The 15,170-nt window shown below is 39.3% G+C and carries 9 protein-coding genes; all 9 read right to left on the bottom strand.

The features are described from left to right. Nucleotides 1-461: 461 nt before the first annotated feature. The 9 genes from IW22_RS22620 to IW22_RS22580 all read right to left on the bottom strand — a co-directional run bounded on the left by IW22_RS22620 (nucleotide 462) and on the right by IW22_RS22580 (nucleotide 15,153). Nucleotides 462-1,031: a hypothetical protein gene (locus IW22_RS22620; protein WP_034731706.1), complete on the bottom strand. Its 570-nt coding sequence runs from the start codon at nucleotides 1,029-1,031 to the stop codon at nucleotides 462-464. 9 nt (nucleotides 1,032-1,040) lie between these two features. Next, on the bottom strand, nucleotides 1,041-1,565 hold the full coding sequence (locus IW22_RS22615) for a hypothetical protein (RefSeq protein ID WP_034731705.1): 525 nt from the start codon (nucleotides 1,563-1,565) through the stop codon (nucleotides 1,041-1,043). Next, nucleotides 1,562-4,318, bottom strand: a complete 2,757-nt coding sequence (locus IW22_RS22610) for a hypothetical protein (RefSeq protein ID WP_034731702.1) — start codon at nucleotides 4,316-4,318, stop codon at nucleotides 1,562-1,564. The genes IW22_RS22615 and IW22_RS22610 overlap by 4 nt, the downstream gene beginning before the upstream one ends. Continuing rightward, entirely contained in the window at nucleotides 4,311-5,111 is an 801-nt protein-coding gene (locus tag IW22_RS22605) for a WxL protein host-binding domain-containing protein (protein WP_034731717.1), read from the bottom strand. Before IW22_RS22605 ends, IW22_RS22610 begins: the two co-directional genes overlap by 8 nt. A gap of 98 nt (nucleotides 5,112-5,209) precedes the next feature. Further along, nucleotides 5,210-5,788, bottom strand: a complete 579-nt coding sequence (locus IW22_RS22600) for a hypothetical protein (protein ID WP_034731700.1) — start codon at nucleotides 5,786-5,788, stop codon at nucleotides 5,210-5,212. A 227-nt stretch (nucleotides 5,789-6,015) separates the two neighbouring features. Further along, nucleotides 6,016-8,358 (bottom strand): phosphocholine-specific phospholipase C, encoded by a 2,343-nt coding sequence (locus tag IW22_RS22595; protein WP_034731697.1) that lies wholly within the window; start codon nucleotides 8,356-8,358, stop codon nucleotides 6,016-6,018. A gap of 83 nt (nucleotides 8,359-8,441) precedes the next feature. Then, the gene (locus IW22_RS22590) at nucleotides 8,442-9,977 is read right to left on the bottom strand and encodes a SusD/RagB family nutrient-binding outer membrane lipoprotein (protein WP_051891358.1); all 1,536 of its coding nucleotides are present in this window, start codon (nucleotides 9,975-9,977) and stop codon (nucleotides 8,442-8,444) included. A 19-nt stretch (nucleotides 9,978-9,996) separates the two neighbouring features. Further along, complete coding sequence (locus IW22_RS22585; RefSeq protein ID WP_034731694.1) at nucleotides 9,997-13,143, bottom strand: SusC/RagA family TonB-linked outer membrane protein; 3,147 nt, start codon at nucleotides 13,141-13,143, stop codon at nucleotides 9,997-9,999. 405 nt (nucleotides 13,144-13,548) lie between these two features. Further along, a complete protein-coding gene (locus IW22_RS22580; protein WP_034731692.1) occupies nucleotides 13,549-15,153 on the bottom strand; it encodes a hypothetical protein in 1,605 nt (534 codons plus the stop codon). Nucleotides 15,154-15,170 lie beyond the last annotated feature (17 nt).

Here is a 15,170-nt window from a genome sequence, read left to right as displayed (position 1 = left end):
ATAAGCAATAAGCAATAAGCAATGAGTAATGAGGGAGCAGAAACTACTACTACTACTACTACTACTACTACTACTACTACCACAGAATATCAATCATCTTTCATCAATCATCATTTATCTTTACCATAAGCCATAAGCGATAAGCCATAAGCTATGGGCAATAAACGGGTCGTTGATCCACTTCATCATTTATAGCCCATACCTAAATACTCATAACTTACTGGTTTAGCTTTTGTCCTAAATCTGTAAACTGATCTCCGATATTTTTCCTATAATATTCAATAGGAGCGGGTTTTAGCCCGCTTGCATTGTATATCCATTGCAAAGGCTTTAGCCCAAACCTAGACACCAGGATTTTCCATCTGTTCTCTTTCCACAATTAAAAGGTATCCGCTCAATCTGAAAGATCTGCGTGAGACATTTCACTGTAATTAAAAAAAATATACAGAATGTACATCCTTTTAATTGGGGCCTATGGTGAAAACGAGTTGAGAGCTATATGACGTGGCAGGAATAACTACAGAAACACCGGTTATCTGCAACTGCACATTTATTCCAGAGTAGGATACACTGTTACCCAACCCTAAAATTCCGGAAAAATTGATGGTACAAAATGCTGTATCAGTAGCCTGAAGGATTTCTAGATAAGTTGTTCCGCCATTGACAGTAGCGGTACAGCCAAGACAAAGCCCACTAATAGTAGCCGTTCCACCACTTCTTTTTGCATAGAGATGCAGCGCATTATTCCATGCCGTGGGGGTATAACGTACGCTTATTCTGGCTGCTCCATTAGAGAGAAGATTAAGAAAAGATCCTGGCATTGTCCCTGATAATATAATTGCATTAGTGGCACTTGCATAAGTTCCTGCATAGTTGTTCCCTGCTTCGGTAATAGCAGGCACACTTACAGTCCAGCCACTTCCGCTGGGAACCACTGTTTGAGCCTGCAGGCAACTACCCATTATTAATGGAAAGAGATAAAGATATCTTTTTAAAAGTATATTCCTGAGAAGGCGACTATTGATTTTCATTTTCCAATTTTATTCTGTGATGGTATAGGTGATGATAACAGGGGTGTTGGTACGGGCTGAAAGATTAGCATAAGAACTTACCGAAAGACTGATCGTAAGCATATGTCCGTTATTTGCACCATTTCCGGTAAATGCACCTCCTATTCCTGTAATAATAGTAGCAGCTGTTGTACTGAGAGTAACAAGGCCTGATGACGTTCCTAATGTTCCCCCGCCAGCTCCCGAAGCAGCAGCAGCCTGCACCCTTATATTAACTCCGGCAATGGGTGTATTGATAGAAGCCGTAATTCTTCTTGTCAGTCCTCCAGGTGCAATTGCCGATGTATAATTGACCCACTTTGTTGTATTGGCTGCCGGAAGACTTAAAGCCTGTCCGGCTTCTGTAGGAGCTGTAAAATTCAACGTAAAGTTTCCTGCAGGTTCTATATCCATCAGAGTGACTACAGGAAGGGTCATCGGGACTGTGGTTTGTGAAAATGTTGTTCCGGATATGAGACCAAAAACCAAGTATAAGATATGTTGCTTCAGTTTCATTTTTTCTTTTTTAATTCATTATATCCAACTTTGATCATTTCCTGCTGGTATTTGATTTCACTCTGCTGTTTTACAATATGAATCGCTACATTCTGTGTTTCCGATGGTTTAAGGCTAAATTGAAAAGAATCCGTTGCTATTTTATACCGTTTGTCAAGACCATTTCTGTACAGTTTAATTTTCCATTCTCCGGGACGCAGATACATGAAATCAAAAGTTTCACCGATGAATGCTATTTTCCGGTAGGTCTGTTCGCCGTTGGATGCTTCGATGATGATGCTTTGTCTTTTCTTCTTTTCTGTTTTTGGCTGATAATGAGCGAAACTGTATTGGTCCTTATCATCATTTTCAGCAAGTTCGATACTTCCTTTAATAGTGGATGCTGTAGTTAATCCGAAATTGAACGTATTCTCTTTGCCGGTAAGATGTAATGAAGCCGGTAAAGAAATATTGGTAATATCATTAATGCCGGCGGTCGACCGGTCTATCTCCAGAAAATAGTCGCCGGGAACAATATTTTTAAATTGATAATTCCCATCCTTGTCCGTAATAGATAAATGGTTGCCGAGCATCAACCTGATACCTTCTGTCTTTTTTACACCCAAATTACTTATGTTTCCTGATAATGAAGTGTACTCCGCGGTTTTCTGCACAGGAACATTTAGGCGAAGTGTGTAGCGTAAAGAAAATATAAAATCCTTATTACCCAGCTCACCGCGTTGTAAAGAATATCTTCCCGACAGATCAAGTTCGCTGCCGGGAAATAGTTGCTGATGGAACAAAACCTCAAAAAGATTCCGGTCTCTGAAATATTCCTCAGGCATATAATTATTCTGATAAAAAAGACTCAGACTGGTCTTATCCGAAAACCTGCTGAAGATTCTCGCTCCGTAATACACCTGTTTATCATTCTGAAGCTGATACCGTGATGTAATGGCATAACTGGCATAAACATTAAACGAAGTTTTAAATTTTTCAAAAGATATATTCGTCGTATAGAAACTGGAATTTCCGTTAAATCCACTCAGGTAGTTATTGGTTTTTCCAAACTGTCCCTGAAGATTCACCTGAAACATTCCGATCTGCTGATCAATACTGACTTTAAAATACTTTTCATAATAATCAAACTGTTTCGGTTCCAGACGGTCCTGGTACTTCTGAAATCCATTATACAAAGTAATCAGGCCACTCGGAATATATTTGTACTGAATTCCATACTGCAAAAAACTTCTGTAAGGAGCTGCATAGAACAATGTATCCCGCTGGAAATTCTTGGCATCCTGGATATAATTTCCAAATACATTCAGCTTTTTAGAGAGTCTGTATTGAATACTTCCGTTAAATGTGCTGGTATTGGTGAAATATCCCGCAAATTTTGGACTTGCACGCATATACATCAGATTTCCATTAAACCGCTCAAAAGTGGCCTGCGCCTGCGCCATATAAGCCGTTCCTTCCATCTGCTCAGTCTTACTGAACGCAGCCTCTCCCGAAAGAACTATATTTTTTGAAATCCTGAATTTTCCTGTCGTGTAAGGAAGATGAGCCTCAGAATCCAGCCTGATATTGCCGAAATTCATTTCTCCTTTTCTCGGAATTTTATAAAGATATCCCGCAGTGATTTCTGACTCTTTTCTGATTTTAAACGTTGAATAGATATTAAATTCATCTTTAATATCCCTGAAGAACCGGGGATGATTGTAAAAACCACCCAAACTGATTTTCTTGAAATCATAGCGGATTTCTGCTCCACGGCCATATCGTGCAAACTCCGTTAAATAAGAAGCAGAATAGGTTTTATCACCGAGATGAACAAAGAAATTCTCTCTTTTATAATTAATGAAATACTCTTCGTATTGAGTGAAAGAATTGAATTCAACAGGGTTTTTTGATACTGCATGGAATTCAATCTGATTTTTATTGTTTTTGTCCAAAGTTCCTTTACCGTATACTTCCCCCTGAAATCCGTCCTGATAAACACCCATATTCTTCATTCCTATAAAAGACAGGGATGCCGAAACAGGAAGCCGGTGATAAATATCGTCTTCCACAGGTTTTACCGATATAATTTTTACACTTACATAAGCCGTTTGATTTTCTTTTGGATTATCCTGAGAATATACAGACAGGTTTAGATTCTGAAATTCATTCTGGCCTAGTTCAGCATTGGTAACTTTATAAATGCCGATCACTTTAGATTCGTTCGGACCTAATGTGATGGAAGCATCGTGATCTACCACGGCATTTTTACTTTCCAAAATAAGTGTTTCGGTAACATTTCCATTATTTTTTAAAAGAAAAGAAGCCTGGATAGTTTCGCCAGCCCGGATAAACTCCGGTGAATTTAATGACGTAAGGCTGAGTTTTCTGCTTCCGGAAATAATCACCTTCGAAGTTTTGGTGAAAGTCGTACCGTCATAACGGTCGGTTCCATGCAGGATGACAGAATAAAGTCCCTGTGCTGCTTCCGCTGAAATACGGATGGGAACAAGATAAACTGTTTTCTCGTGCGCAGAAATTTTAAACTCTGCTTTTGCTAAAATAGGGGTAAGAAAAGGACTTGAAGCTGTAACGGTAAGATGATAGGTTTTATTTTCATCCGAATTATTTTCCAGCGCAAAGGAAATAGAAGTAGACATTCCCGGCATTAGACTATCTTTTTTACTGGCCAATGGACCTGGCTGCTGTTGAGAAAAAATAAGTACCGGGAATAGTGATAATAGGACGATATATAAAATCCAAGTTTTAATCATTCTTTACTTCTAATTCCACATTGAGCGCAAAGGCATTTTCTTCTTCATCCGTGGCTATAATGACCGCTTTGTACTGATCTGCCGGAACTTTGCTGATATCAATGTAGAATGATTTGGAGGTCTGTGGTAATAATCCCATCGCAATGCTCGTATAGCTTCCGATGCGTTGTCCGGTTTTCCGGTTGTAGATTTCTATAGAGGCTGTAGGTTTACAATACAGATTGCCGTTGTTGGCGATGGCTATTTTTGCGATCTGTTTGCCTTCTTCTTTCTCTATTTTTACACTTTCAAATTTAAGGTCCGGTTTTGCTTTTTCCGTTGCATAATCAGTGATGACCTGAATAGCATACCGTACAATAGAAGTGATGTTCACTCCCGCTTTATCATCGCTTGGTTTTATATCCTCTACAGGCTCAACAATAATCACACTCCAATAACTTCCCGGGTCTACCGGTTGATTGGGAACTGTGATTTCATAGAAGACTTCGGTCTTTTCTTTACCTTTGAGGGTGATCAGGTTTGTATTCAGTTTGATCCAGTCACCATTGGTTCTGTTATTCGTACGGATCGCCGTATAATTGATTGAACCATCCGCGTGATAGGTAAAGTCCTGTAAAAATAATTTTACATTCTGAGGTTTGCTTCCTGTATTTTCAATCTCTACTTTCCCTTTGTATACTTTTCCGTTTTCTACTTTATAGGCATGGGTAAGACCGTTCAGAACGACAATACCGGCATATAAAAAGCTAAACTGCAGCATCAAAAACATCAAAAGGAACATACGCTTCATCATAATCATGTAAAGTTTGAAATTAAATCACAGGCCATATACAACCTGGAAGAAACTGACGGGCGGTTTCTTCTTATAATATTTAAAATTGAGAATTAAGACTAGTTATCCGAGATCGTGTAGGTAACCGTTGCCACCGTAGTCGCTGTTGCCTGTAAATCTGCATAAGCTGCTACACCTCCGGGGCCGCTTCCTGCTGCCAGAGCATACGTAAGATTGTGTCCGTTGTTCGCTCCGTTGCCGGTATAAGCACTTCCGATCCCTGAAATAATGGTTTGATCCGCTGCACTTAAGGTAATCTGAGCTGCTGGTGTACCCAATGTACCGGCCCCACTTCCTGTAGCCGCCGCTGCCGTTACGTGAATATCAATTCCGGGAATAAGCGCACCTACTTTTACAGAGACATTACGGGTAGGATCTGCTACAGATTTGATGGACGAATAATTCAGCCAAAGTGTATTGTTGGACGCACTCGCTGTCACAGGGTTACCTGCTTCTGTAGGTGCCGTAAATCCTAATGTGATGTTTTTGGTTGCAGCAGGTTCAATATCTACCAGTGCAACTTCGGGAATAGAAATGGTGATGGTGTGATTGTCAGTATTCGTATCCTGTGCTTGTAATCCTCCGGAAAATGCGGCGGAAAGAAAGCATACTGCAAGGCTAAGGTTTAATTTTTTCATGATGTTTGTTAATTAGTTACGTGAATTTAATAAAAATCAACATATAATAGTAAAAAAATCTTCTTTTTTACATATTATTAACTATTCGTTTACAATATTGCATTATGGGTTGTGATATTTACATGTGAATTCTGTAAAATCTGCGTATTGATGCATGATTGGCACCCTATATAAAAAGCCTCGCATAATACTATGCAAGGCTTTGGTTTTTAATGTTTTCCGGGTTATCATACCCAGTGCGGATCTGAAATGGAAACTTTTCCGGTTTCCACTCTTCCTGCAAAATGCCAGATATGACCGTCCAGGCTTACTTTTATATCATACCAGCCCTTATTTTTACTGAGATCAAGTTTTATTTTTTCTTCAGATTGATGCAAAGAAACGGTCTTCTTCGTTTTATCATAGAGATCTTCTACAATAACCGAAACGTTGCCTTTTTTCTTTTTGAAAACCAGTTCTGCTTCATTTTTTTTGCCGTCGTTCATCAGCTGCACGTCTATTTCAGGTGTATTATTTCCACTGAATTTGCGGAAGAAACCATTAGGCCCGAAAACTTCATGATCATAGGTTCCGGGATTCACTGTATGCGACAGTTCCTGCTTTGAGTAGAGAGCATATGAAAAGTGATAATCATTACCGTTGAATTTTGTTCTGTCATAGACTAATAAAGGAACTCCGGCTTCTTTTACATTCGTCATTCTGATCTTTCCGTTGTCCAGATTGACATGGAAATGATAAGGAAGCGGGTTGGAAGGCTTACTTCCTCTCTCCTGAATTTCAAGCAGACCGTCATTGATCTCACTTTCAGCATACCATTTCAAATTGGGAACAGGTTTGCTTTTGGCAGCATTAATAGTCTTCGTATACTCTTTCTGATTCAGATAATCCATTTGGGGAGCTTTGGTAGGAGAAGAATTAAAGGCAGAAGTAAGATCTCCGCAAACCGCTCTTCGCCAGTCACTGATGTTGTCAACCTTGACGTCTTTACTGAATTTTTTCTGAATAAATTTCTCCAGGAACTGCAGCACGGAAGTATGGTCCGAAACTTCAGAATTCACAAAACCTCCCTTCGTCCAGGGCGATGCAATGATCATCGGAACTCTGTAGCCTAAGCCTACTGTTCCTTCTATTCTTTCATAGTCTTTCAATGAAGGCTGGGACATATATTCCTGCGATTGATCTACGTATTCCACTCCATCTTTACCGTTCATATCAACCGGCTGGCTTGGATTAACGGGTGGAGCAAACGGAAGAACATGATCGAAATAACCATCGTTCTCATCATAATTAATAATGAAAATGGTTTTCTTCCAGGTTTCCGGATCTTTGGTCAGAATATTTAAGACCTCTGAAATATACCATGCCCCATACCACGGCGATCCCGGATGATCTGAAAAATGTTCAGGAGCCACGAGCCATGAAACCAGCGGAAGTTTTTTCTCTTCCACATCTTTCCGGAACTGGAAAAGGACATCGCCCTTAGGAACAACTAATTTTTCTCCGTTTTCATCCTGCCCGATTTCAAGATTCCAATAGTCGGGATCATTGATATTGGTGGTGAATGCTTTTTCGTGAAGATTTTTTTCCTTCTGCGAAAGTTTCGCGTAATTTTCAGGCGAATATAGGATCTGATCTTCTTCAAGTTCAGCGATCAGCGTTTCAAACCTTTTCTTCTGATCCGGTTTTTTGGCCATCTCTTCTTTCAGATAAGCAATGATCTTAGGAATATTCTGATGATAACCTTTTGAAAATTTCACATTGAATTTGGAGAACCATTCAATAGGATTATCGGTAAAATTGCTCAGCCAGGCTTCCTGTTCACCGGACATTCCCTTTGGAAGACTGATTTCGTTCTGATACATCTTCCAGGATACGTTCTGTTCTTCTAAAATTTCAGGAAAACTTTTCCAATGGGCCTGTTTTGCTTTGTCGTAGTCAATATTTTCATTGTAAACATTGGCTTTTACTTTTCCGTTTTGCTGTTCTCTTAACGTTCCGGACCAATGGAAAAGTCTGTTCGGAGTTGTTCCTGTCAGTGATGAGCAAAAGTATTGATCAAAAATAGTGAACGCATCCGCCAGCTGGTAATAAAAAGGAAGATCTTCTCTGTTGTAGTAGCCCAATGTGAGCGGAATATTTTTATAGTCTTTGTTTCCGGAGGCCTTAAACTGAAGCCACTGATCATATTTTCTTTTGTTTAAAGCTTTCTGCTGATCAGACCATGAATGAGGCAGAGAACTCATCCACGTGGATTTCGTATTTCTTAGATCCAGTCGGGCAGGTGAAGCATATTTTCCGGCATTATCTTTTTGAAAGAAAACCGAATGTCCGTCCTGTTTCACGAAAGCTCTTTGGTCTAAAAATCCCCTTACGCCTTTTAATGCTCCGAAAGCATGGTCAAAAGAACGGTTTTCCTGCATCAGGATCACGACATGTTCTGCATCATAAAAAGTAGACAGTGCTGCAGGCTCTATCGCCAGTGCTTTTAAAATAGCAGGATGAAGGACACTTGAAGTTCCCAGTCCGGCCAGCAAAAGGCTTGATTTTTCTAAAAATTCTCTTCTGTTCATGTTCAATCAAAATAAGAAATAAACCGCAAGTTAAAAAGGATTTTCCTGCGGTTTATCTGTTTTTTTATATAAATTTCAATTTCTTACTGAAGCCACCATGGTTTGGAACGGATGTCATCATTTCCTCCGTACTGGGCTGCCAGTGCTGCTTTCAGGTTGGAGCTGTTATAGTTGTACTCAGCTTGTGGGTATCTGAACCTGAATGGTGCAGAAACTCCGTCTTTCAGCGGATACTGAGGATATCCTGTTCTCAGATAATCATAATACGAAGTCCACTGGCTCTGGTGAAACATCGTCATATATTTCTGAGTCATGATTTTTTCCAGACGTTTTTCCAGCAGATCAGAATCACTGTAAACTACCAGCGGCGATGCAAGATATTGATTCACATCAAATCCTGAAAAATACTGTCCCGGATTTTTTACATACGTCTGATAAAAGCTGAAACTGGCTTTAATGGCATTGTCATAATGCGTTTTTGCAGATCCGGAAATCCATCCTCTGCTGGCCGCTTCTGCAAGAATAAACTCAAGTTCCGGATAGCTTAAGATGGAAGAAGGTTCATTGGTAGGATCTTTATAGAAACGGTCGTTGACTTTTGAAATATTTTTTGCCGTGATCAAAGCGGCATTATCCAAATAAGAAGAATTAGGATCTCCTCCATTATAACCTGTAAAATCGGTAACAGGTTTTCCCGCTTCTTTGGCACCTGTAGTCTGCGCTGCAAAAGTGAAAAGACGAGGATCCTGTCTCAGTTTAAACAGATTGATAAAATAATTCGCCATATATAAACTCGACCCGTAACCGCTGTTGTTGAACATGGTATATCGGCTGTCCGCAGCATCGGCAAACTTAAGTTCTCCGTTATCTGAAATGGAAGTCATTAAAGGTTGGTTATTGGCAATAGAAGCAAATTCAGAAGTTACGCTATAACTTCCTAATGTCATTTTTTTAGACATGGTGATCAAAATCTTGAGTCTAAAAGAATTGATAAGCTTTTTCCATTTGGCAGCATCCCCGTTGAAAACGATATCTCCTTCAATTTTATCTGTGGTATTGATCAGATCATTGGCGTCTTTCAGTTCTGATAAAATTCCGGCCATTACCGTTTCCTGGCTATCATATTTAGGCTGGGTAATTCCTGATTCACCTTTTACAGCTTCTGTGTAAGGAATGCTTCCGAATTTTAAACTTAAATTAAAAAAATGATACGCTCTGTAGAATTTACCGATGGCCTGATAGTTCTTATTGTTGATCTTTGCGGCTTCGTCCATCATTTTTCCTACATTGAGAAGATTCTTGGTATAGGCTTCAAAAGAGGCATCATTCCATTTCATGTACTGATAGGAATTTTCACCGTCTGTCCCGATCATCATTCTGGAAGCATACATATTGTCACCATTGACCTGGAAGGTGTTTTTAGATACGTACGTTAAAAGAACTTTAGGATCTACGCTGGCCTGATCATTAGGATTTTCATTGATTTTGTCGAGATCAGTTTCACATGAAGCCAACAGCATGAGGCCTGCAAAAGCAACCGATTTTATGCTGAATCTTCTGAGCCATTTTGCCGTTGTACCATTCTGAGATTTCGATATAGTATTGATGTTGTTTTTCATTGTTCAGGATACTTATTGATTAAAATTTAAGATTAAATCCGATTCCGATCCATCTGCTGGAAGGATCCTGGATGTCATTCACATCTTTTGAACCGATCTGATAATCGGGATCAGAATACAGATTCTTAGACTTTTTCCACATGGCCAGATTGTAAGCTGAAATATTGGCAGTGAAATTTTTGATCATTCCTTTCGGATTAAGAAGATAAGAGAAGTCATATTCCAGTACCACAGACCTCAGTTTGATGAAAGTCCTGTCGAAAACATTCGCAAACAATTCGCTTTCGTCCTGTGTTACCCTGGCCTGATACGGATAATTCTGTGCCCATTCCTGGAAGTTGATTGGTTTTGTATGAGGAGTGTAGGTTCCTGTAGATGCGTTGTAATTCACCCCGTCCGGTACAAAATAATAAGTTCCCGGATTGGCATATTCAAGATCTCTGTACTCCGTTGAGTTCGGATGTTTTCCGCCCCACCACATTTTTTCTACCACCTGGGATCTCATGACACCGCCTATGCTTCCGTCTATTCCGATATTCAGGGTGAATTTTTTATATTTGAATGTGTTGTTGAAGCCAAACGTCCAGTCCGGATTGAAATGACCCAGATTGCTTGGTGCATCTGCTCTGGTCGGCATTCCTGTTTTGGCATCCAGAATGACCTTTCCGTCCGGAGATTTCTTCCAGGTATAATCATAGAAGCTGTCCATTCTTTCACCGAGCTTGATGTTGTTGTAGTTCGGCATATTGTCGTAGATCGAAGTCAGTTTCTGTTCGTAAGTACTCCAGTTGATTAAAGATTTCCACGTGAAATTGGCTGTTTTTACGGGAACCAGACCCAGGGAAATCTCCAGACCTTTCGTTGTATACTCGTTGCCGTTTACATATTGAGACGTAAAACCTGATGATGATGCAGTCGGAAACTGAAGAATATTATTATAGTCGAGTGTTCTGAAATAAGTAACATCCAAAGTAAGCCTGTTCTTAAATAATCCCGCACTCATTCCAAGTTCATAAGATTTGGTCTGTTCAGGTTTTAAAGAGTTTTCAATATTCAGGATCGTAGGATAATTGAACATCGGGTTTCCGTTGAAAGTAGCGCCCTCATTGTTAAAGTAATAGTTTCTGGTTGAATACGGCTTAAAATCATAAGCTACCTTAGCCCACGAAGCTGAAAGTTTTAAAAGACTTACCGCTTCCGGCATTTTTACCAGATTTGAAATCACTGCACTTACTGATGCAGAAGGATAGAAGTAAGATCTGTTGGCTTTCGGAAGGGTGGAAGACCAGTCATTACGTCCGGAGACGTTGATGAAAAAGGCATTATACAAACCGATATCAATTGTTGAGTACGCACTGTAGATCAGTTTTTCTTTAAGGTAATCAAAGTATTTTACGGCACCTGTAGAGTTTTCTAGTGAATACAGCTCAGGAATCTTCAATCCGTCTGTTGAAGCATTGTCTACGTTGTTTTTATAGTAAAAGGTAGAACCTCCTGCATTGATGGTAAAATCGAAATTATCAGAAATCTTTTTCTTGTAGGTAGCCAGTACATCGGAATTCAGATTCCAGGTTTTGGTGTCATTCAGAAGATAACCGCCGCTTCTTGGAGCACTGTAATTGAAGTAAGAATATGGACTGAAAATTTCCTGCTTATTGTGATTTTCCACTAGGGAGATCTTACCTTTTACAGAGAAATCTTCCGTGGCTTTATATTCCAGACCGGTCTGTGCATTGATGACATTGGTTCTGTTCTTATTTTTATAATACTCAGCTCCGAACCATGGGTTATTGTACCATGCATAATTCCAGTTGGCCTGTGCAGTGCCCTGTTTTCCCGGAACCCACATATGGTTTTTAAGATCTCTTCCGTCTACATCTGCTCCCATCCAGATCAGAATGGTGTACATATGTCCGCTTGGATTGTAGTCATAGTTGGGAATATTGGGTGTAAAGGTTTGATTAAAATTGAATTTGGTTTCAAAAGTCAGCTTTTCACCTAAATGATTCTCAGAAGAGAAATTGACCCCATAACGCTGAAGATAAGATCCGGGAACCCTGTCATCATAATTCATGAAGTTTCCGGAAACCCTGTAGATATCTTTGTTGTTTTTATAACTGATCGCAAAACTGTTGTTGTTAATGACAGCCGGCTTTAAAAATGTATTTAAGTTATCGTGGTATTTCCAGTCGATTGGAACTCTTTCGTATCTTGACTTATCATTGTACTGCGTTCCGGTTACCGCACCATACCAAGGCGTTACCTGTCCTGTCAACTTATCTCTGATCGGGCTGTTCCACTGGGCAATTTGCCGTCCCGGAATAAATTTTGGTCCCCAGATCATATCACCGTCATTCACACCACCGTCAGCCCCGTCCCAGAATTCATATTTTCCCTGTGAACCGTTTCCGTATTCAGTCTGGGTTTTGGGAAGGTTGGTAAATCCTGTGGTCACCATTGTATTTTGAGAGAACTCTACCGAGAAACCATTCTTTTTAGCACTTTTTGTGGTGATCAAAACAGCTCCGTATCTTCCTCTTGATCCGTATAATGCAGAAGCGGTTGCTCCCTTCAAAACGTTGATATTAGCAATATTATTAGGATCCAGATTCTGGAAAACTTCTTTTTCTACAATCACCCCGTCGATAACGAAAACCAGATTGGAATTTCCTCTCAATGTAAACTGGGGAGCCTGCTGCATTCCGGTAGGGTTGGAAACATTCAGACCCGCCACCTGTCCTGAGAATAAGTTTCCTATACTCGGTGTGGTGATGGTTTCAAACTGCTTTGTACCCACTTCCTGTGTAGAATACCCGATTTTTTCTTTCTTCTTGGCAATACCCAAAGCTGTAATGACAACACCTTCAATCTGTTTTTCATTGGCTTTGGTCAAAACAACAGAATATTGTCTTTTAGTAGAAACTTCCACCGTATACATGGAAAAATCAGGAGCATAAAACTCAAGGATGTCTTTGGGATTGGCAGAGATGGTAAAATTACCACTTTCGTCGGTCACCGTGGTTTTTCCGGTGTTTTTGTCGGTAATACTTACGCCGGAGACACTGGAGCCGTTTTCGGATTTTACATTTCCGGTAATGTTAATTTCCTGGGCAGTAAGATAAAGGGGGAGTAAAAAAACAGCAAAAGTAGCTAAAGTCTTCTTCATTTTTTTTGAGAACAAATTTAGCGGGGCAGTGTTACCAGTATTTTAATGTGGTATTAAAATAAAAATACGATTTTAATATTTTTTAACAGAAACATTTAACATAATAATAAAACGGAAAAAGCTCTCATGTCTTAAGATTTGCTTTTATTTTACTATGTATTATATTCTCCAAAAACCTGAATTTTTATCGATGAATGAACAAACTTTTTTAAACACAAAGTTTTAAGAATACAAAGAAGAAAATCAATTCGATGAAGCGTACGGATAAAACGTCTGCTTATTCAGTGGCGCAGCCACATCTCTTTGCCCACCTTGAAACTAAGGTACATAGTATTAAAACTTTGCGTTAAAATAAACGTTATCAGGCTTGTATATAAGTTAAAAAAATAATAAAGAAAATTTCCCCTAGAATCTACTCAGGATACCCCAGTGAATCTTAATATCATTAAATTTAAAAGGATTCCCAAACTCATTACCATTAGAAAGCTGGAAACTCATCAGCCCGATCGGGATGAAGAAGTTAAAACCAAGTCCAACACTATAAAGCTTAGGCTTGACATTTAACGATTTATTATTAAGCTGGCCGTATTGCCCAAAGAAGTCAAAGAATGCTTGGTTACCAATGAGATAACGGTATTCCAGACCTGCGTAGTAATAAAAATCAGCGGCAAGAGATTTCTCATTGAAACCCCGCATGGAATTCCATCCTCCGAACCGGTACAATTCATTCGCGGAGAACTCAACCTTGGAATCCATCATCGCACCTTCCGCTTTTATATTGAGGAAATGATTGCCGGAAATATGATAATTATGTTCCCCGAAGAAATAGAACTGGTTCTGATTGGCTTTAATATTATCTTTACTATAAGTCGTTGTAAGGTAGTCGTAGCCGGCATTGATCCTGGTTTTGTAAAGGAAAAGGTCAATATCTGTCGGATCCGTCATTTCAAACCAGATTCCGAGACCTTTTTTGTTATAATCTTTCCCCTGAACATACAGCGTATCAATGATGCTCGATGTTTCCAGAGTTCCTCTAAGTCCGATTTTATTACGGTTGTTGATGTGATAATAGAAAGCCGGAAGGAATTTTACATTGGCGAAAGTGGAATCCTGTCTGAAAATATTGACTTTGAGATTCATTCCGACATTGGATTTAAGCAGGTACGGAATATCGGTCTGAAGATCGAAAGTCTGTCCTTTATCCGGGTTTCTCTGCCAGTAGAGATTGACTGTTTCAAAACCATTGAACATATTCCTGAAATTCACGTTCAGGGTTCCGTTCAGGGTAAATTTTTCCGTTTTATCGTTTCCAAAACCAATTACCCCATCGAAAGTATTCGTTTTTTTCTTCTCCATAAACAGGTAAATGCTTGTGGAATCTTTGGTGAATAAGGTTTGTGGAGGTCGCTCCAGCGTAACGAAAGCATGGCTCTGGAAGTTTTTGCTGATGGCCAGAAGGTTTTTTTCGTCGTACGTTTTTCCTTTGAATTCCTTTTCCAGATTTTTCATAAACCTTCTCGGAACCCTTTCGTAGCCTTTAACGACAAAACCATTGATCGTACGTTTGTCATTTTTGTTGATATCCAGTTCTATCACCGGATAGCCGTTTTTCTGACCTTTGTATTTAGATTTAAGCCGGCTGAAAGAATAACCGTCATCAATATATTTTTTGTTGATGCTTTTCTTTGTTGAATCTAAATTTTTTGTGAAAAAATCTTTCTGAATTTTTAGTTTCTGTGTAATGGAATCCGAAAGTTCCACATACGTTTCATTGAAATTTTTTCCTTTGTCGTAGAAAATTTCTGTGCTGTCCCCTTTTGCTTTTACGTCCTTCAGTTTGGTGAAGAAATAATTGCTTTGAGATAGAGAATCAAGAAATTTAGCTGCAGAAACGGAATCTTTTACTTTTTTTCTGACTTTAGTTTCCGTGTCGATGAGCCAATATTGTTTCTTCTGCGCTTTAAAAAAAGAGCAAAAACAAAGGAATAATATGAAATATAAGCGAATCAAATAAAGGGGTTCAAAGG

Origin of the sequence: Chryseobacterium sp. JM1, from assembly GCF_000737715.1 — a bacterium.
Lineage (GTDB): Bacteria > Bacteroidota > Bacteroidia > Flavobacteriales > Weeksellaceae > Chryseobacterium.
Note: the sequence above shows the minus strand (reverse complement) of the source record. Positions and strands in the feature narration are given on the sequence as shown.